This is a genomic window from Streptomyces sp. 8K308 (assembly GCF_004348315.1).
In the GTDB taxonomy this organism is placed as follows: domain Bacteria; phylum Actinomycetota; class Actinomycetes; order Streptomycetales; family Streptomycetaceae; genus Streptomyces.
In genome coordinates this window covers 1-17,060 of the sequence record NZ_SMKC01000126.1, presented here as the reverse complement: position 1 = coordinate 17,060, position 17,060 = coordinate 1, and the positions used below count along the sequence as shown (strand labels likewise).

The window sequence follows — 17,060 nt, the reverse complement described above, 5'->3', positions numbered from 1 at the left end:
TTCCACCACGCCCCCCACCGTCGGCGCGCGCCTGGAGAGCGCGCTCCGCACCTCGTTCGACGGCGAGGTCGCCTTCGACGACTACACCCGCCACCTCTTCTCACGCGACGCCAGCACGTACGCGATCACGCCGCTTCGGACCAGCCTCGACTGGCTCCCGCACGCACGACGCGCCGGCGACCTCGACGCGTGACCCCGGCGCGGCCGTCGCCCCCGCCCGCCCACGGCCGGCGTCGCCGAAAACGCGAAAGGCGCGAATATCGGCGTTTCCGGTCGTTCCGGGTGATTTCCGCGAGAATGGCGGACCGGCGGGCGAGCGGCCCGCGGACCGGTAGGGAGGCGGACGTGACGGTGAGCCGGGTCGGGCTGGTCGTGCACGGCGGGCGATCGGCGGCGGTGGACGCGGCGCGGGCCGTGCGTGCCTGGTGTGCCGAGCACGCCCTGCCCTGCGCGGACATCGACGTGTGGGAGGACGGCGGGCGCCGCAGCGCCCGCGATGAGGTCACGTCCGCCGGCGATCCCGACCTCATCGTCACCCTGGGAGGCGACGGCACCTTCCTCCGCGGCGCCCGGCTGGCAGCCGAGCGCGACGCGCTGCTCCTCGGCGTCGACCTGGGCCGGCTCGGATTCCTGACGGAGGTCTCCGCCGGCGAGGTGCTCTCGGCGCTCGACGCGGTCCTGGCCGGCCGGCTCGCCGTCGACCGCCGCCTGCTGCTCACGCTGCGCGCCTCGCGCCGGCTCGAGGTGCCCCCGGACATCGAGGCGTTGATGCGGTACGGGCGAGGTCCCCTGCTGCCGCCGCCCCGGGTGCGGGCGGACTGCGAGACCGACGACGAGTGGGGCATCGCCCTGAACGTCTTCGCGTTGAACGACGTCGTCCTGGAGAAGCTGTCGCGGGACCGACAGGTGTCGGTCGGCGTCTACGTGGCCGGGCGGCTCCTGGCGTCCTACTCCGCCGACGCGCTGCTCGTGGCCACGCCGACCGGCTCGACCGCCTACAGCTTCGCCGCCGGCGGACCCGTGGTCTCGCCGCGCGCCGAGGCCCTCGTCTTCACGCCGATCGCGCCCCACATGGCCTTCGACCGCTCGGTCGTCACGGCCCCCGACGAGCCCGTCGGGCTCCGGGTGCTCGAACGCTCAGGCCAGGCGGCCGTCAGCGTCGACGGCCAACTGCGCGGCGTGCTCGACCCGGGCGACTGGATCGGCGTCTACGCGGCCCCCCGCCGACTCCGCGCTGTCCGCCTGAAGCCGATGGACTTCTACGGGCGGCTGCGCGCGCGGATGAACCTCACCGACGCGCCGGCCGCGGTCGCCGACGGCACGCCGGCCCCGCTCTGGTCGGTGACGACCCCGCCGCCCGGGGACCTCGCCCATCTCACCCTGCTCACCGCCCCGTCCGACCCGTCGCGGCCCGGGGACGCCGCGGGCGGGACGTGACTCCCACGCGGTCACGCCCCTTGACGAACGCCCGACGGTGCGTCATGCTGCCTGGAAACGATTCCATGGAATCGTTTCCATATCCAGGGCATCTCGCGTCGAAGGGCCTCTCGTGGACGGCACGGTGACGATCAAGGACGTGGCGGCGCTCGCCGGCGTGTCCGTGGGCACCGCGTCACGTGTGCTCTCCGGCAACTCCGCCACGTCGCCGGCCGCGCGCGAGCGGGTGCGGGCGGCGGCCAAGCAGTTGGGGTACCGGCCGGACGCGCGGGCCCGTGCGCTGCGCTCGACGCGCAGTCACGCGGTGGGGCTGCTGGTCTCGGACGTGCGCAACCCGTTCTTCGCCGACATCGCGCACGGCGCGGAACAGGCGGCGCTGGCCTCCTCGTACGTGACCCTGCTGGCCAACGCGAACGAGGACACCCGGCAACAGGACACCTATCTGGAGGCGTTCCTCACCCAGCGGGTCGACGGCATCATCGTCGCGCCGCAGGGGGAGGGCGGCGGCAACCTGCGCGCGGTCGAACGGGCCCGCACGCCCCTGGTGTTCGTGGACCGCACCGTCGACGGCTTCGACGTGCCGAGCGTCACCTCCGACAACGCCCAGGGGATCGACCTGGCCGTGGCCCATCTCGTGTCCCAGGGGCACCGGCGCGTCGGGTACATCGGCGGACCGCCCACCGTCTCGACCGGGCGTGCCCGGCACGACGCCTTCCTCGCCGCCGTGGCGCGGTACGGCCTCGACGACGATCCCGAGCTCATCACGGTCGGCGACTTCCGCAGCGCCAGTGGCGCGGCGGCGACGGAGAAGTTACTGGCCACCGCCCGCCCGCCCACCGCGCTGCTGGCCGCGGACAGCCTGATGGCCGTCGGCGCGCTCGGCGAGGTGCGCAGGCAGGGGCGCCGCATCGGGTCCGACGTCGCGCTGGTCGCCTTCGACGACATCGAGTGGTTCCGCGAGCTCGACCCCCCGCTCACCGTGGTGGCGCAGGACGCGCGCGCGCTCGGCGAGCGGGCGACGCGGCTGCTGTTCGACGTCATGGACGGCCGTCAGGTCGCCTCCGAGGTGCTGCCGATGCGGCTCGTCGTCCGCGAGTCCTCCACCGGCCGGTCCGGTCGCTGACCGACGCGGTCGGCGCGGGTCCCACCGGGTCCGCGATCCTTCTCCCGCCATACCGAAAGCTCTGCCATGCCCTCCGTGCACGTCGTAGGAAGTCTCAACGCCGACCAGCTGCTCGAGCTGTCCGTGTTCCCCGAGCGCGGCGAGACCGTGCTCAGCTCGGGGACGCGCGTCACCGCCGGCGGCAAGGGCGGCAACCAGGCGGTCGCGGCCGCCCGCGCCGGGGCCCGCACCGCGATGGTCGGCGTGACCGGCGACGACGCGCACGGACGTCTGGTGCGCGCGGCGCTGGCCGAGGCGGGCGTGGGCACCGCGGCGGTGCGCGCGGATCCCGAGGCACCCACCGGGCTCGCCGTGGTGCTGCTCGAACCCGGGGGCGGCAACCGCATCATCGTGGCGTCCGGCGCCAACAACCGCGTCGGCGAGCGCGACGTCGAGGCGGGCCTGGCCGCCGTCGAACCCGGCGACGTCGTGCTGCTCCAGCTGGAGATCCCGCCGGCCACGGTCGCCCACGCCGCCCGCCGCGCCCGGGCCAGGGGCGCCACCGTGATGCTCAACGCCGCGCCGGCGCCCACCGACGCGCGCCACCTCGACCCGGCGTATCTCGACGTCCTGGTGGTCAACGCCCACGAGGCGCGGGCCGTGGCCCGCCTCTTCGGCGTCACCGAGGGCGCTCCCGAGGACCAGGCGCCGTCCCTCGCCCGGGCGTTGGACGCGCTGGTGGTGTGCACAGCGGGCGACCGGGGCGCGTACGCGGTGCCGGCCGGTGGACGGGAGCCCGTGCTGCACGTCCCCGCCGTCCCCGTGCCGGCCGTCGACACCACCGCCGCGGGCGACACCTTCACCGGCTACCTGGCGGCGGCGCTCGCCGAAGGGGCGAACGCCTCGGACCTGCCCGCCGCGCTGCACCGGGCCGCGGCCGCCGCGGCGCTCGCCGTCACCCGGCACGGCGCCGCCGAGTCGATCCCCGACCTGGACGAGGTCCTCAGGACTCGCTTCACCTCCCCTCTCACCAGCAGGGAGTGACCCTGCGCATCGCACTGGGCAACGACCACGCCGGCATGCGGCTCAAGGAGCACGTGCGGGAGGTACTCGAGCACCTCGGGCACGAGGTGCTCGACCGGGGCGTGGAGGGCGACGAGCCCGTGGACTTCCCCGACATCACCTTCGCCACCTGCGACGAGGTCCGCAAGGGAGCGGCCGACCGGGCGGTCCTCGTGTGCGGCACGGGCGCCGGCGCCCTGATGGCCGCCAACAAGATCGCCGGCATCCGCTGCGGCCTTGGCCACGACGTGTACTCCGCCCACCAGGCCGTGGAACACGACGACGCCAACGCCATCGCCATCGGGGCGTGGCTGATCGGTCCCGCGACGGCCACCGAGGTCCTCGAGGCGTTCCTCGCCGCGCTGCCTGAGGTTGCCCTATGCTTATGGCAACGTTGTCATTCGTCAAGTGGCGTGCCCCCATCACCAAGGAGCCGAAGTGCCCGTCGCCGAGATACGTCCCGTCATCGCGGGCTGCCACCCGGACCCGTCGATCTGCCGGGTCGGCGAGGACCACTACCTCGTGACCTCGTCGTTCGCGTACTTTCCCGGGCTCCCCGTGCACCGCAGCAGGGATCTCGTGCGGTGGGAGCGCGTGGGGCACGTGCTCGCCGACCCGGCCCACGTCGACCTCGCGGGGCTCGACGTCTCCGACGGGGTGTGGGCGCCGACCATCCGGTACCACGACGGGCTCTTCTACGTGGTCTACACGGTCGCCGAGCACCGCCGGGGCCGCGCCACCTTCGTCACGACCGCCTCGGACCCGGCCGGTCCCTGGTCGACGCCGGTCGACCTGGGCGCCGAGGGCATCGACCCCTCGCTGTTCTTCGACGTCGACGGCCGCGCCTGGTTCACCGCCACCCGCGACGCGCTCTCGGCCGACGCCCCGGGACCGGCCGAGATCTACCTGCGCGAGTTCGACCACCGCGCGCTCCGGCTGGTGGGCCAGGAGCGGGTCATCTGGCACGGGGCGCTCACCGGCGCCTGGGTCGAGGCCCCCCACCTGTACCGGCGGGGCGAGGTCTACCACCTGCTGGCCGCCGAGGGCGGGACCGAGCGCAACCACGCCGTGACCGCGGCCACGGCGAGTTCGCCCACCGGCCCCTACGCCACCGACCCGCGCAGCCCGTTGCTGACCCACCGTCACATGGGGGCGGGGGCGTCGGTGCACAACGTGGGCCACGCCGACCTGGTCGACACCCCGGCGGGGGACACCTGGGCCGTGGTGCTGGGCGTCCGACCCGTGGACGGCGCGCACACCCTAGGCCGCGAGGTGTTCCTCGTGCCGGTCTCCTGGGAGCCGGAGGGGCCGGTGTTCGCGCCCGGGATCGGCGCGCTCACCGGCCCGGGCGCCGAGGAGGACCCCGAGGGCGACGCCCCCGCCGACTGGGTCGGCCTGCGGGGACCCGTCGAACACCGGTGGCACGGCGCCGACCTGGAGCTCGCCCCCGCACCCGACGACCTCGCGTCCCTGGGCCGCCCCGCGTTCCTCGGCCGCCGCCAGGACCGGCACCACTTCGCGTTCGCCGCGACGGTGCCCGCCCCGGCGTCGGTGGACCAGCACACCGCGCTCGTCGCCTTCCAGAACCAGGACCGCTTCATCGCCCAGGTGGTCAGGCGCGCCCCCGACGGCGCCGTCGCCATTGAGACGGTGCTGCGCTCCCACGGGACCGACACCGTCCTCGCCCACCGCGCGGGCGCCGAGCGGCAGCGTCTTGGCATACGCTCCGACGGGCGCCGCTACTCCTTCGGCGCCGTGGCCGACGGCGTCTTCGACGCCCACGCCACCGTCGAGGCCCGGCTGCTCAGCACCGAGGACGCCGGCGGCTTCGTCGGCGTGCTCCTCGGCGTGGCCCACCACGGGCCGATCGGCACGCCGTGGGCGACCGTCGAGGCCGTGAGCTACCCGGGCGCCGACTAGCCTTGGCCGGGCGTCTTCTTGGAACCTGACGCCTCCCGCCGCGGGGTGGCCCCGGGCGGAGTCCGGGGGAGGCGGGGAGGTGCGCCGTTGCCACGGCACCTCTCTGCGCCGCCCCACGCCGCGGCGCGGCCTGTCGGGCGCCGCGCCGTGACAGGCGACGGCTGGAACGTCGGGGGCCGCCGGGTTCCCTGGCTCCCACCGTCGTGCAGACCGAGCTGTTGGAGCATCCGGGTCCGGTCAAGGACCGGTTGCGGAACCTGATGGTCCAGGCGATCGACATCGACCTCGCGCACCGGCCCTCCTCGGGCTGCCTCACCATCAACGCCTCGATGAGATGGCCAACACCGACCCCGAGGTGGCACAGGAAGTGCGGCGCCACTTCACCACCGTGGAGCGGGCCGTCCACGCCGCCCCCGCCGAGGGGCAGCGCAGCGGGGAGAGCGCCCGTGAGCAGGACACCACGGCCCTCACCCATCACGTGCTGAGCAGCTACTACGCCTGCGCGTGCTCTCCCGCCCGCGGCCCGAACGCACGGCTTTGATGAACATGGTGAACACCATGCTGGCCGAGCTGTGACCGGCAGCCCCCGCGCGTGAGCCCGTCAGCGGACCGGCGCCGCCGAACTGCGCCGGGCGACGAGGGACGGGGCGATCAGGTGGTGCCGCGGGCGCTCCCCGCCCATCATGCCGAGCAGCACCTCGATGCAGGTGCGGCCGAGCGTCACGAAGTCCTGCCGCACCGTCGTCAGCGACGGCACCAGGTACTCCGCCCCCTTGATGTCGTCGAAGCCGACGAGCGAGACGTCGCCCGGAACCGTGACGCCCTCCTCCGCGAACGCCGCGAGCACGCCTATCGCCATCTGGTCGTTCCCGGCGAACACGGCCGTCGGCCGCCGCTCACGGCGCGCCACCTCGAGCCCCAGCCGGTAGCCGCTCTCGGCCGAGAAGTCGCCCTCCAGCATCTCCGGCGTCGCCACCCCGGCCTCGCGCATCTCCGCGCGCCAGCCGTCCACCCGCGCGCGGGCGTCGAAGGTGGTGAGCCGGCCGGTCAGGTGCGTGATGTCGCGATGGCCGAGCTCCAGCAGATGGCGGGTGGCCAGCCGGGCGCCGAGCTCCTGGTCGAGCTCGACGGAACCGATGCCCGGGTTCGCCAGGTCGCCGGACATCACCACCGTCATGGGCACGCGGGTGACGAGACGCTCCAGGGCCTCCACGCACACGAGGCGGTCGGCGATGACCGCGACGCCCTCCGCCGCCTGGCTCGCCAGCCGGTCCACCGTCGCGGCGAGCCGGTCGGCGTCGCCCCCCTGCCAGCTGCTCATGTTCACCCAGTAGCCGGCCCGCTGCGCCGCCTCCTCGACGCCGAGCAGGATGCGGGGCAGCTCGAACAGCCCCGACCCCGCGATGACCACGCCAACGGTCATCGACCGCCCGCTCTTCAACGAGCGCGCCACGTCGTTCCTGCGGTACCCGAGGCGCTCTATGGCCGCGACCACCCGCTCCCGGGTCTGCGGACGCACCGACGGATGGTTGTTGAGCACACGACTGACGGTGACGTGCGCCACGCCCGCTTCCCTGGCGACGTCCACCATGCTCGGGGGACGCGCCGAACGCCGCTCGGTCACACCGCTCCGCTCCTGGCCGGCCCCGCGGCCGGCGATCACGGCATCCTAATCGCTCACCTCCTCGCCGGAACCGAGCGTCCGCCAGTGTCCACCAGCGGCGGCCAGTCGCCGGGGAGCGGGAGAGCGTCCCTGGGGGTGAATGATGCTCCGGGCCGTGGCACGGCCTGACTCGCGGCGCGGTCGTCTGCTTAGCCTGCGGGCATGACGACGAGCCTGACGTTGAACAACGGCGTCGACATCCCCGCTCTTGGTTTCGGTGTCTTCCAGATCCCTCCCGAGGAGACCGTCGCCGCGGTCGAGACCGCGCTGCGGACCGGATATCGGCATATCGACACGGCCGCGGCGTACTTCAACGAGCGGGAGGTGGGCGAGGGCATCCGTCGCTCAGGACTCCAGCGCAACGAGCTGTTCATCGAGACCAAGTGGATCAACGACTACGGCTACGACGAGACCCTGCACGCCTTCGAGAAGGCCACCGGCAAGCTCGGCGTCGACCACCTCGACCTGCTGATCCTGCACCAGCCGCTGCCCAGCGCCTTCGAGCGTACCATCGCCGCCTACCGTGCCCTGGAACGGCTGCTGGCCGGCGAGCGGGTGCGCGCCATCGGCGTCAGCAACTTCATGCCCGAGCACCTGGAGCGGCTGCTGGCCTCCGTCTGGGTGGTGCCGACGGTGAACCAGATCGAGGTGCACCCGTACTTCCGCCAGTCCGAGCTGCTCGACCTCAACGCCCGGCACGGCATCCTGTCCCAGGCGTGGTCCCCGATCGGCGGCATCACGTTCTACTTCGGCGGCGACGGCACCAGCATCCTGGACGACCCGGTCATCGGCGGCATCGCCCGCGCTCACGGCAGGACGCCGGCGCAGGTCATGCTGCGCTGGCACCTGCAGCAGGGCCGCTCCGCGATCCTCAAGTCCACCAGGCCCGAGCGCATCGCCGAGAACTTCGACGTCTTCGACCTCGAGCTCACCGACGCCGAACTGAGCGCGGTCGACGACCTCGACCGGGGCGTGCGGCGCGGTCCGGACCCGGCGTCCATCACCCTCGACAACTACGGTCGGGAGATTCCGGAGGCATGACGACGGAGCACCGGATCCTGAGCAGGACCGGGGTCTCGGTCAGCCCTCCTCGGAGGTGGTGACCTCGTCGCTGGTCCCGATGTCCTCGCCGGCGTGCGGCTCCACGACCCCGAAGAAGATCAGCGCGAGCAGCACGACGCCGATAACGAGCCGGTACCAGACGAACGGCATGTAGCTGCGGGTGCTGACCCACTTCATGAACCAGGCGATGATGGCGTAGCCGACGAGGAACGCCACCACCGTGGCGAGGATCGTCGGACCCCAGGAGACGTGGGAGCCCTCCTCGCCGATCGAGGTGAGCTCGTAGCCCCCGGAGGCGAGCACGGCGGGGATCGCCAGCAGGAAGGCGTACCGGGCGGCCGCCTCCCGCTTGTAGCCGAGGAAGAGACCCCCGGTGATCGTCGCGCCCGACCTGGAGACGCCGGGGACCAGCGCCATCGCCTGGCAGAGCCCGAACAGCAGGCCGTCCCTGACGCTCAGCTGGTCGAGCGACTTGCGCTCGCGGACCGCCCGGTGCCGGCCACCGGACGCGTCGCGGGCGGCCATCCGGTCGGCGATGCCCAGGATCACCCCCAGCACGATCAGGTTCATGGCGATGAGCCGGAGGTCGCGGAACGGGCCGTCGATGGCGTCCTGGAGAGTGAGGCCGAGCACGCCGATCGGGATGGTGCCGATGATGACGAGCCAGCCCATCCGCGCGTCCGGGTTCGAGCGCGCCGCCTTGTTCGTCAGCGACCTGGCCCAGGCGGACACGATCCGCGCGATGTCCTTGCGGAAGTAGATGAGCACCGCGAGCTCGGTGCCGATCTGTGTCACGGCGGTGAACGCGGCGCCCGGGTCCTCCCAGTCGAAGGCGACGGCGGTCAGCCTCAGATGGGCGCTCGAGGAGATCGGCAGGAACTCCGTCAACCCCTGGACAAGCCCGAGAATGATCGATTCGAACCAAGACATGGACTCTGCGGTATCCCGGGCGTGTGAAAGAGCGGGCGACGTCATGGACAGGCGTGGGCGTCGAACGGCCCCACGCCTCGTTCCCCCGGCACTCTAAGCCAGAGCGCGGCACGAGCCGTAACGCGGGCCCGCGAAAACCGATCGACGGGCGACCCCCGGCCGGGCGATCATGGGGACATGTCCCGGTACGCCTTCGCTCCCGCGCCGTCCGCCCTGGCGGACGCGCCGAAGGCTGCCGCCATCCTCGCGCCGCTCACCCCGGCCGCCGACCTCGACGGCGCCCGAAGCTGACCCTTCCCGGACACACCGCGGACCCCGCAGGGGGAGGGTCGGCCGGTCAGTGACGGGGTCCGTGCCCGGCCCCGGGCCAGTTCGCCCGCGCCGGGCCGCCATCCAGCTAGCGAGGAAGCATCCCGCCATGCCCAAGCAGGCGTACACGCGCACCAAACCGCACCTGAACATCGGCACCATGGGCCACGTCGACCACGGCAAGACCACGCTGACCGCCGCCATCACCAAGGTGCTCAGCGACCGCGGCACCGGCTCCTTCGTCCCGTTCGACCGGATCGACAAGGCCCCCGAGGAAGCGGCGCGCGGCATCACCATCACCATCGCGCACGTCGAGTACGAGACGGAGACCAGGCACTACGCGCACGTGGACATGCCGGGCCACGCCGACTACGTGAAGAACATGATCACCGGCGCGGCCCAGTTGGACGGCGCGATCCTGGTCGTCTCGGCGCTCGACGGGGTGATGCCGCAGACCGCGGAGCACGTGCTGCTGGCCCGTCAGGTCGGCGTCGAACACATCGTGGTGGCCCTCAACAAGGCCGACGCGGGGGACGACGAGCTGACCGACCTGGTCGAGCTCGAGGTCCGCGAGCTGCTGACCGCCCAGGGCTACCCCGGCGAACTGCTCCCCGTGGTTCGGGTCTCCGGCCTGGGCGCGCTCAACGGCGAGCCGCGCTGGACCGCCGCGATCGAGGCGCTGCTCGACGCCGTGGACACCTATGTCCCGGTGCCGGAGCGCTACCTCGACGCGCCGTTCCTGCTGCCGGTGGAGAACGTGCTCACCATCACCGGGCGCGGCACGGTCGTCACCGGTGCCGTCGAGCGCGGCACGGTGCGGGTCGGCGACCGGGTGGCGGTGCTCGGCGCGGACCTCGAGACCGTGGTCACCGGGCTCGAGACCTTCGGCAAGCCGATGACCGAGGCCCAGGCCGGGGACAACGTGGCGCTGCTGCTGCGCGGGGTGGCGCGGGACGCGGTGCGCCGGGGCCACGTGGTGGCCTGGCCGGGCAGCGTCGTGCCGCGCTCCGGCTTCACGGCCGAGGTGTACCTGCTGTCGGCCGCCGAGGGCGGCCGGCGCACGGCCGTCGCCACCGGCTACCGGCCGCAGTTCTACATCAGGACCGCGGACGTGGTCGGCGACATCACGCTGGCCGGCGGCGGGGTGGCGCTGCCGGGCGAGACCGTCACCATGACGGTCGAGCTCGGCCACCCGGTGCCGCTCGAAACCGGCCTGGGTTTCGCCATCCGTGAGGGCGGCCGCACCGTCGGCGCCGGCACCGTCACGGCGGTCACCGGCGACTGACCGCCGCCGGCCCGCCGGCCCGGGAGCACGCCTCCCGGGCCGGCGGGCCACAATGGGACCGTGCACGAGCCCATCCCGGACGCGCAGGACGAGTCGACGCCCGTGGTCAGGGCCGTCGCCCTGGGCACCGCCCGACTTCTTCCCGACCTCGACCGGCCGCGCGCCTGGCTGCTCACCGTGGACGGCGCGCCCCAGTCCCACCTGGACCTGGACGACCCGGGCCACCTGGAGTTCGAGTACGCCAGGCGGCTCGCGCACGTGCTGGACACGGCGGCGCCGCCCGGCGCCCCGCTCGACCTGCTGCACCTGGGCGGCGGCGCGCTCACTCTGCCGCGCTACGCGGCCTGGCGCCGGCCCGGTTCGCGGCAGCTGGTGGCCGAGGTGGACCGGGGGCTCGTCGAACTGGTCGCCGAGCGGCTGCCGCTGCCGGCGGGTTCCGGGATCGAGGTGGCGGTCGTCGACGCGGGCGCGCTGCTGGCCGGGGCGCCGACCGACTCGGCGGACGTCGTGCTGGCCGACGTCTTCCGGGGCTCCCGGATCCCCGCCCATCTCACCGGCGTCGGGCACGTGGCGGAGGCGGCCCGGGTGTTGCGGCCGGGCGGCAGCTACGCCGTCAATCTCGCCGACTCCGCTCCGCTCGACTTCACTCGCGCCCAACTGGCCACGCTCCGCGTCCACTTCGCCGAGCTGTGCCTGATCGCCGAGCCCGCGGTGCTGCGTGGCCGGCGCTTCGGCAACGTGGTGCTCGTCGCGTCCGACCGCCCGCTCCCGGTGGCCGAGCTGGCCCGCGGGGCCGCCGCCGACCCGTTCCCCGCGCGGGTGGTGCACGGCGCGGACCTGACCCGGCTGATCGGCGACGCGGCCCCGGTGCGGGCGGCGGCCGGCCTGCCCTCGCCCCGCCCGCCGGTCGGCGCCTTCGACCTGGCCTGAGCGGCCCCGCCGGAACGTCAGGGCGACCCGTTCCCGCCTTCATTACTCGCTGGTAACCTCATGGTATGACTGACGCCACGCCCGCCGCCGAGCCGTCCGTCGGCGAACTGCTCGCGGCCACGGTGCCCATGGTCCGGACGCTCAACCTGCGGTACGACGAGGTCACACCGGAGCGCGCCGTGCTGCGCCTGCCGGACCAGCCGGAGTTCGCCAACCACCTCGGCGGCCCGCATGCCGGCGCCATGTTCACCCTGGCCGAGTCCGCGAGCGGCGCCATCGTGCTGGCCGCGTTCGGCGACCAGTTGTCCCGCGCCGTGCCGCTGCCCGTCAGGGCCGACATCGCGTTCAAGAAGGTCGCCAGGGGGCCGGTGACCGCCGTCGCCACCCTCGGCCGCCCGGCCGCCGACGTCATCGCCGAACTCGACGCCGGACGGCGGCCCGAGTTCCCCATCACCATCGAGATCAGCCGCGAGGACGGCGCGGTCACCGGCGAGATGACCGTCGTGTGGACCCTCCGCCCGAACGACCCGCACGCTTAGGGCGCGGGTCTCGGGCGCGCTCCTCCGTCCGGGACGGTCCGGGACGGCGCGCGGCGCTACCGCTCGGCGCCCGGGACGGCCAGGCTCGGGGCGCCGTGCCCCGCCTTCGGGGTGCTCACGGGGGAGGGGAACCCATGCGTATCCGACGCGTCCTCGCCGGGGCCGCGGTCATCGCCGCGCTCGCCACCGGTCTCGCCGTCGCGCCCGCACAGGCGGCTTCCAGCTCGCATGACGAGAGCTCCTGCTGCTGACGGTCGCACGACACCGAGCCCCCGCCGTGACCGCGGCGGCCCTAGCTAGCCGGCCGCCAGCAGCAGGGTGCCCGTCATCGCCAGACAGGCGCCCGTCGCCTGGACGGCGCGCAGCCGCTCGCGCAGCATCCCGCAGGCGGCGAGCGCCGTCACCACCGGGTAGAGCGAGGCCAGCATCGCGGCCACGGTCACCGGGCCGATCCGGGTGGCCAGTGCGTAGGTGGCGTTGGCCGCCACGTCGGCGAGCCCCACGAAGAGCAACGAGGGCAGGGCCGCCGTCACCGCGCCGACCCCCTCCTCCGGCAGCGGCGGCGAGCCGCGCCGCGCGGCGACCCACAGCGCGACCCCGCCGGCCAGCACGTTGCACAGTCGCTGCGTGAACAGGGCGAGGAACAGGCCGGTCACCGTGGTGGACGCGGCGGCGATCAGTGCGAGCACCGCGCCGAAGCCGAGCGCCGACACCAGCGTCAGACCCAGCGTCTCGCGCTGCACCGTCGCGCCGCGCAGCTGCGGCCCGCCGGCCAGCACCACGCCGACGAAGGCGACGAGCAGCCCGGTGTACTGCGCGCCGCCCGGCCGCTCGCCCTGGAGCATCGCCACCGCGAACGGGACCACCACCGCCGTGGAGACCAGCGGCGACACCACGCCCATCGGCCCGCGTGCCAACGCCCGGTAGAAGCACAGCATCATCAGGGGGCCGATCAGCCCGGCCGCGACCGCGAACCACAACCGCCAGCCGAACTCCGTCCACGCCGAGGTAGCGACCACGATCACGCCGAGCACCAGCACGGCGAGCGTCTGCGAGACCACCGTGACCGTGAGCGCGGGGACGCGTCGCGCCAGCAGCCCGCCGCCGAAGTCGGCCAGGCCCCAGAGCAGGCTGGTGGCGAGGGCCAGGGCTACCATCGAATACCTCGCAGTGCAGTGTGTTGGACGTGGAGTCCGAGGCACCGTAGCTCAAAATATTGCACTTCGCCATTCATGATATTGATCGAGAGGGCCCGCTCGTGACCAACCTCGACCAGCTGTCCCAGTCGCTCGCCCGCAACCTCAGGCGACTGCGCACCGAACGCGGCCTCACGCTGGACGCCCTCGCCGCCCGCGCCGGCATCAGCCGGGGGATGCTCATCCAGATCGAACAGGCCAGGACCAATCCCAGCGTGGGCACCGTCGTGAAGGTCGGCGACGCGCTCGGCGTCAGCATCACCACGCTGCTCGACTTCGACCAGGCCCCCAAGGTCCGGCTCGTCCCCGCCGAGCAGGCCGTCCGCCTCTGGTCCACGGAGGCCGGCAGCCACAGCACCCTGCTCGCCGGGACCGAGGCGCCTGGGCCGCTCGAGCTCTGGGAGTGGCGGCTCATGCCGGGGGAGGGCAGCGCCTCCGACCCCCATCCGGTCGGCACCTCGGAGCTGGTCCACGTGACCGCGGGGGTGCTGACCCTGGGTCTGGACGGCGTCGACCACGAGGTGCCGGCCGGCGCCTCGGCCTCCTTCGAGTCCCACGTCCCGCACGCCTACCGCAACGACGGCACCGAGCCCGTCGAGATGACCATGGCCGTCTCCGTGCCCGGCTACACCCACTGAGCCGCGCGGCGCGTGCGATACCGTGCGGACATGCGCGCCCCCATCGGAGACTTCGACGACGCCCGCCCCGCCCCCGACTGCCTCGACCTGCTCGCCGAGCCGGTGGCCGCGGCCATCAGGGGGTGGCGGGGTCCGGTGCCGGCCGACGAGGTGCTCTTCGTGGACACCGACCCGGAGAAGGCCGACACCGCCGTCTTCGTCGAGACCTACGGCCAGGACCTGCTCGACACCTCGGCCAACTGCGTCGTCGTCGCCGGCAAGCGCGCCGGCGAGACCAGCCTCGCCGCCTGCCTGGTCCCCGCCACCACCCGGGTCGACGTCAACGGCGTGGTCCGCCGCCAACTCGCGGCCCGCAAGGCGTCCTTCGCGCCGCACGACACCGCGGTCGGCACCACGGGCATGGAGTACGGCGGCATCACCCCGGTTGGCCTGCCCGCCGACTGGCCGCTGCTGCTCGACGCGGCCGTGACCGCGTTGCCGCACGTCCTCGTCGGCAGCGGCCGCCGCCGCGGCAAGCTGATCCTGCCGGGCAAGGCGCTCCTCCAACTCCCCGGCGCCGTCGTCCTGGAGGACCTCGGTCGCTGACCGTCGGATGAGGCGTGCACCACCCTGCGGACGGCTGGTCAGGGGTGCGAATTGGCCTTATCCTGAAGGGCGATTCCGCCCGAGGGCGGATGGACAACTCCATGCGGGCACAACCGAGGGAAGCCGGTGGAATTCCGGCACTGACCTGCAACCGTGAACGGCGCCCCGCGCCGTGAGTCGGATCGCTCGGCGTGCCCGCGGACAGCTTCTCACTGTCACGGTCTACAGCGTGGAGCCCTGATGCGCCGTCCCAGCCGATTCTCGTCAACGCGCGTCGGTTCCGTGAGGGAGACCATGGCGGTCTCTCATCGAAAGGGACACGATGCCCCGCGCCGGAGTCCGCGCAGCCGTCCTGGCGGCGCTGCTCGCCGTGCTGACGGCGTTCCTGCCCGCCGGCGCCCGAGCCGCGGGGCCCGCACTCGCCGGCACCGCCGGCTTCTGTCCCGACTCCAGCGGCGTGACCGTGGTGGTCGACTTCCGTGAGCTCGGCGGCGGTCGGGTGGTGCGCTGCGCCCCCGGCGGTCAGTCCGACGGCCTCGCGGCGCTGCGCAACGCCGGGTTCGAGGTGAGCGGCACCAGCCGCTGGGGCGACGCCTTCGTCTGCCGGATCAACAACCGTCCCGGCGCGGACCGCGAGTCCTGCGTGGACACCCCGCCGGCCAGCGCCTACTGGTCCTACTGGCACGCGGACAACGGCGGTCAGTGGACCTACAGCCAGCTCGGCGCCACCTACCGCACCCCGCGGGAGGGCAGCTTCGAGGGCTGGTCCTTCTCGCTCGACCGGGAGACCGGCGACGCCCCGGCGCCCGGCGTCGCCCCCGTGCGGCCGGCCGAGGACGACGAGCAGGGCGGCGGCGGTTCGTCCAGCGGCGGCGGCTCGTCCGGCGACAGCGGGTCGAGCGCCGGTGGCGGCTCCGCGGCGGGCGGCGACTCCGGTGGCACCGACGGCGGTTCGGCGAGCGGCGGCACCGGCGGTCAGGACGGCGGATCCGCATCCTCCGGCGGCCAGTCCGAGCCGGACGCGGCGGGCGCCGGAGCCGACCCGGGCGACGACGCCACCCCGCCCTCTGAGGACCGAGACGACCAGGGGTCGGACCAGGAGGAGAGCACGGAGCGGCCGGCCGCCGAGGACGAGGAGACCGCCGAGACCACGCCGGGACCCACCCCCTCCGAGGCCGCCGACTGGTCCGGCCAGGACGAGGAGTTCGAGGAGGAGCGCGCCGCCTCTGAGTCCTCAGGACCGTCCGCCTCGACCGTCGCCACCCTCGGCCTGCTCGCCGCGCTCGTGGCCGCCGGCGGCCTGGCCGCCTGGCGCAGACGCCGCGCCGCCCGAACGGCCGGCGAGAAGTGAGCGCGGGGGTCCTGGACCGCGTCGTCACCCCGCTGCCCCGCGCCCTGCACCCCGGCGCCTGGTGGCTGTGGGCCCTCGGCCTCGCCATCGCCGCCAGCCGCACCACCAACCCGCTGCTGCTCGCCCTCGTGCTGGCCGTCGCCGGCTACGTGGTGGTGCGGCGCCGCAGCGACGCGCCCTGGGCGCTGTCCTTCCGGATGTACCTCGTCTTCGGCGCCTTCATCGTCGTGCTGCGGGTGCTGTTCCGCATCGTCTTCGGCGGCGGCCAGGGCGGCACGGTGCTCTTCACCCTGCCCGAGATCCCGCTGCCCGAGGCCGCCGCCGGCATCCGGCTGCTCGGCCCGGTCAGCGCCGAGGAGGTGCTCGGCGGCGCCTACGACGGGCTGCAACTGGCCACCATGATCGTGTGCGTCGGGGCCGCCAACGCCCTCGCCAACCCCAAGCGCCTGCTCAAGGCGCTGCCCGGCGCCCTGCACGAGGTGGGCACCTCCGTGGTGGTCGCCCTCTCGGTCGCCCCGCAACTCGTCGAGAGCGTCCAGCGGGTGCGCCGCGCCCGCCGGCTGCGCGGCGCGCGGGAGCGCGGCACGGCGGCGCTGCGCGGCATCGTCATCCCGGTGCTCGAGGACGCTCTCAGCCGCTCGCTCGCGCTCGCCGCCGCCATGGCCTCCCGCGGCTACGGCCGCACCGGCGACACGCCGCCGCGCGTCAGGCTGGTCGTCGGCACCCTCGTCATCGCCGGGCTGCTCGGCATCAGCGCCGGCCTCTACGGGCTGCTCGACAGCGCGTCCCCCCACTACCTGGGGGTGCCCCTGCTGCTCGCCGGGGCCGGCGTCGCGGTGCTCGGCTTCCTGCTCGGCGGCCGCCGGGTACGGCGCAGCAACTACCGCCCCGACCGCTGGCGCGCCGGTGAACTCCTCACCGTCGCCACCGGGTTGACCACCGCCGGGCTGATGTTCCTGTCCTCCCGTGTGGACCCGGCCAACCTCTACCCCTCGCTCAGCCCGCTCGCCTGGCCCGAGGTCTCGCCGCTGCCGCTCGCCGCCGTGTTCGC

At 73.9% G+C, this 17,060-nt stretch carries 17 protein-coding genes, 1 pseudogene and 1 riboswitch; of the genes and pseudogenes, 15 read left to right on the top strand and 3 right to left on the bottom strand.

Annotated elements, in window-relative coordinates; all coding sequences use genetic code 11:
- The 7 genes and pseudogenes from E1265_RS37115 to E1265_RS18465 all read left to right on the top strand — a co-directional run.
- A partial coding sequence (locus E1265_RS37115; RefSeq protein WP_165953789.1) for a hypothetical protein occupies positions 1-193 on the top strand: 193 nt, incomplete at its 5' end.
- Positions 194-345: 152 nt separating this feature from the next.
- The gene (locus E1265_RS18490; protein ID WP_165953788.1) at positions 346-1,437 is read left to right on the top strand and encodes an NAD(+)/NADH kinase; all 1,092 of its coding nucleotides are present in this window, start codon (positions 346-348) and stop codon (positions 1,435-1,437) included.
- 112 nt (positions 1,438-1,549) lie between these two features.
- The gene (locus E1265_RS18485; protein ID WP_132931406.1) at positions 1,550-2,560 is read left to right on the top strand and encodes a LacI family DNA-binding transcriptional regulator; all 1,011 of its coding nucleotides are present in this window, start codon (positions 1,550-1,552) and stop codon (positions 2,558-2,560) included.
- A 75-nt stretch (positions 2,561-2,635) separates the two neighbouring features.
- A complete protein-coding gene (locus tag E1265_RS18480; RefSeq protein ID WP_165953787.1) occupies positions 2,636-3,583 on the top strand; it encodes a PfkB family carbohydrate kinase in 948 nt (315 codons plus the stop codon).
- Positions 3,580-3,951: pseudogene (locus tag E1265_RS18475) on the top strand (RpiB/LacA/LacB family sugar-phosphate isomerase); the annotation flags it as partial. The gene E1265_RS18480 and the pseudogene E1265_RS18475, both read left to right, overlap by 4 nt.
- A gap of 88 nt (positions 3,952-4,039) precedes the next feature.
- The gene (locus E1265_RS18470) at positions 4,040-5,521 is read left to right on the top strand and encodes a glycoside hydrolase family 43 protein (RefSeq protein ID WP_132931404.1); all 1,482 of its coding nucleotides are present in this window, start codon (positions 4,040-4,042) and stop codon (positions 5,519-5,521) included.
- Between the two features lie 334 nt (positions 5,522-5,855).
- Positions 5,856-6,062, top strand: a complete 207-nt coding sequence (locus E1265_RS18465; protein ID WP_132931403.1) for a hypothetical protein — start codon at positions 5,856-5,858, stop codon at positions 6,060-6,062.
- Positions 6,063-6,122: 60 nt separating this feature from the next.
- On the opposite strand, the gene E1265_RS18460 is transcribed toward E1265_RS18465, so the two are convergent.
- Complete coding sequence (locus tag E1265_RS18460; protein WP_243740913.1) at positions 6,123-7,145, bottom strand: LacI family DNA-binding transcriptional regulator; 1,023 nt, start codon at positions 7,143-7,145, stop codon at positions 6,123-6,125.
- Between the two features lie 201 nt (positions 7,146-7,346).
- Here E1265_RS18460 and E1265_RS18455 point away from each other — a divergent pair, with 201 nt between their 5' ends.
- The gene (locus E1265_RS18455) at positions 7,347-8,225 is read left to right on the top strand and encodes an aldo/keto reductase (protein ID WP_132931402.1); all 879 of its coding nucleotides are present in this window, start codon (positions 7,347-7,349) and stop codon (positions 8,223-8,225) included.
- 39 nt (positions 8,226-8,264) lie between these two features.
- On the opposite strand, the gene E1265_RS18450 is transcribed toward E1265_RS18455, so the two are convergent.
- The gene (locus E1265_RS18450; RefSeq protein ID WP_132931401.1) at positions 8,265-9,176 is read right to left on the bottom strand and encodes an undecaprenyl-diphosphate phosphatase; all 912 of its coding nucleotides are present in this window, start codon (positions 9,174-9,176) and stop codon (positions 8,265-8,267) included.
- 418 nt (positions 9,177-9,594) lie between these two features.
- Here E1265_RS18450 and tuf point away from each other — a divergent pair, with 418 nt between their 5' ends.
- The 3 genes from tuf to E1265_RS18435 all read left to right on the top strand — a co-directional run bounded on the left by tuf (position 9,595) and on the right by E1265_RS18435 (position 12,239).
- Positions 9,595-10,770: an elongation factor Tu gene (gene tuf / locus E1265_RS18445; RefSeq protein ID WP_132931400.1), complete on the top strand. Its 1,176-nt coding sequence runs from the start codon at positions 9,595-9,597 to the stop codon at positions 10,768-10,770.
- 60 nt (positions 10,771-10,830) lie between these two features.
- Positions 10,831-11,700, top strand: a complete 870-nt coding sequence (locus tag E1265_RS18440; protein WP_165953786.1) for a fused MFS/spermidine synthase — start codon at positions 10,831-10,833, stop codon at positions 11,698-11,700.
- A 65-nt stretch (positions 11,701-11,765) separates the two neighbouring features.
- Positions 11,766-12,239, top strand: a complete 474-nt coding sequence (locus E1265_RS18435; RefSeq protein ID WP_132931399.1) for a DUF4442 domain-containing protein — start codon at positions 11,766-11,768, stop codon at positions 12,237-12,239.
- A 296-nt stretch (positions 12,240-12,535) separates the two neighbouring features.
- Here the strand turns inward: E1265_RS18435 and E1265_RS18430 are convergent, their stop codons facing one another.
- Positions 12,536-13,396, bottom strand: a complete 861-nt coding sequence (locus E1265_RS18430; protein ID WP_132931398.1) for a DMT family transporter — start codon at positions 13,394-13,396, stop codon at positions 12,536-12,538.
- A 101-nt stretch (positions 13,397-13,497) separates the two neighbouring features.
- Here E1265_RS18430 and E1265_RS18425 point away from each other — a divergent pair, with 101 nt between their 5' ends.
- The 4 genes from E1265_RS18425 to E1265_RS18410 all read left to right on the top strand — a co-directional run.
- Positions 13,498-14,073 (top strand): XRE family transcriptional regulator, encoded by a 576-nt coding sequence (locus tag E1265_RS18425; RefSeq protein ID WP_132931397.1) that lies wholly within the window; start codon positions 13,498-13,500, stop codon positions 14,071-14,073.
- A 30-nt stretch (positions 14,074-14,103) separates the two neighbouring features.
- The gene (locus tag E1265_RS18420) at positions 14,104-14,658 is read left to right on the top strand and encodes a YbaK/EbsC family protein (protein WP_132931396.1); all 555 of its coding nucleotides are present in this window, start codon (positions 14,104-14,106) and stop codon (positions 14,656-14,658) included.
- A 90-nt stretch (positions 14,659-14,748) separates the two neighbouring features.
- Positions 14,749-14,898, top strand: a riboswitch (adenosylcobalamin (AdoCbl) riboswitch).
- 82 nt (positions 14,899-14,980) lie between these two features.
- The gene (locus E1265_RS18415) at positions 14,981-16,009 is read left to right on the top strand and encodes a hypothetical protein (protein WP_207931129.1); all 1,029 of its coding nucleotides are present in this window, start codon (positions 14,981-14,983) and stop codon (positions 16,007-16,009) included.
- Positions 16,006-17,060: CbiQ family ECF transporter T component (locus tag E1265_RS18410; RefSeq protein WP_243740912.1), on the top strand; the 1,055-nt coding region annotated here is incomplete at its 3' end. The genes E1265_RS18415 and E1265_RS18410, both read left to right, overlap by 4 nt.

Bases quoted from the DNA above. Each gene is read 5' to 3' on its own strand.
- E1265_RS18430 (WP_132931398.1), bottom strand. From the start codon at position 13,396: ATGGTAGCCCTGGCCCTCGCCACCAGCCTGCTCTGGGGCCTGGCCGAC.
- E1265_RS18450 (WP_132931401.1), bottom strand. From the start codon at position 9,176: ATGTCTTGGTTCGAATCGATCATTCTCGGGCTTGTCCAGGGGTTGACG.
- E1265_RS18465 (WP_132931403.1), top strand. From the start codon at position 5,856: ATGGCCAACACCGACCCCGAGGTGGCACAGGAAGTGCGGCGCCACTTC.
- E1265_RS18435 (WP_132931399.1), top strand. From the start codon at position 11,766: ATGACTGACGCCACGCCCGCCGCCGAGCCGTCCGTCGGCGAACTGCTC.
- tuf (WP_132931400.1), top strand. From the start codon at position 9,595: ATGCCCAAGCAGGCGTACACGCGCACCAAACCGCACCTGAACATCGGC.
- E1265_RS18455 (WP_132931402.1), top strand. From the start codon at position 7,347: ATGACGACGAGCCTGACGTTGAACAACGGCGTCGACATCCCCGCTCTT.
- E1265_RS18420 (WP_132931396.1), top strand. From the start codon at position 14,104: ATGCGCGCCCCCATCGGAGACTTCGACGACGCCCGCCCCGCCCCCGAC.
- E1265_RS18415 (WP_207931129.1), top strand. From the start codon at position 14,981: ATGCCCCGCGCCGGAGTCCGCGCAGCCGTCCTGGCGGCGCTGCTCGCC.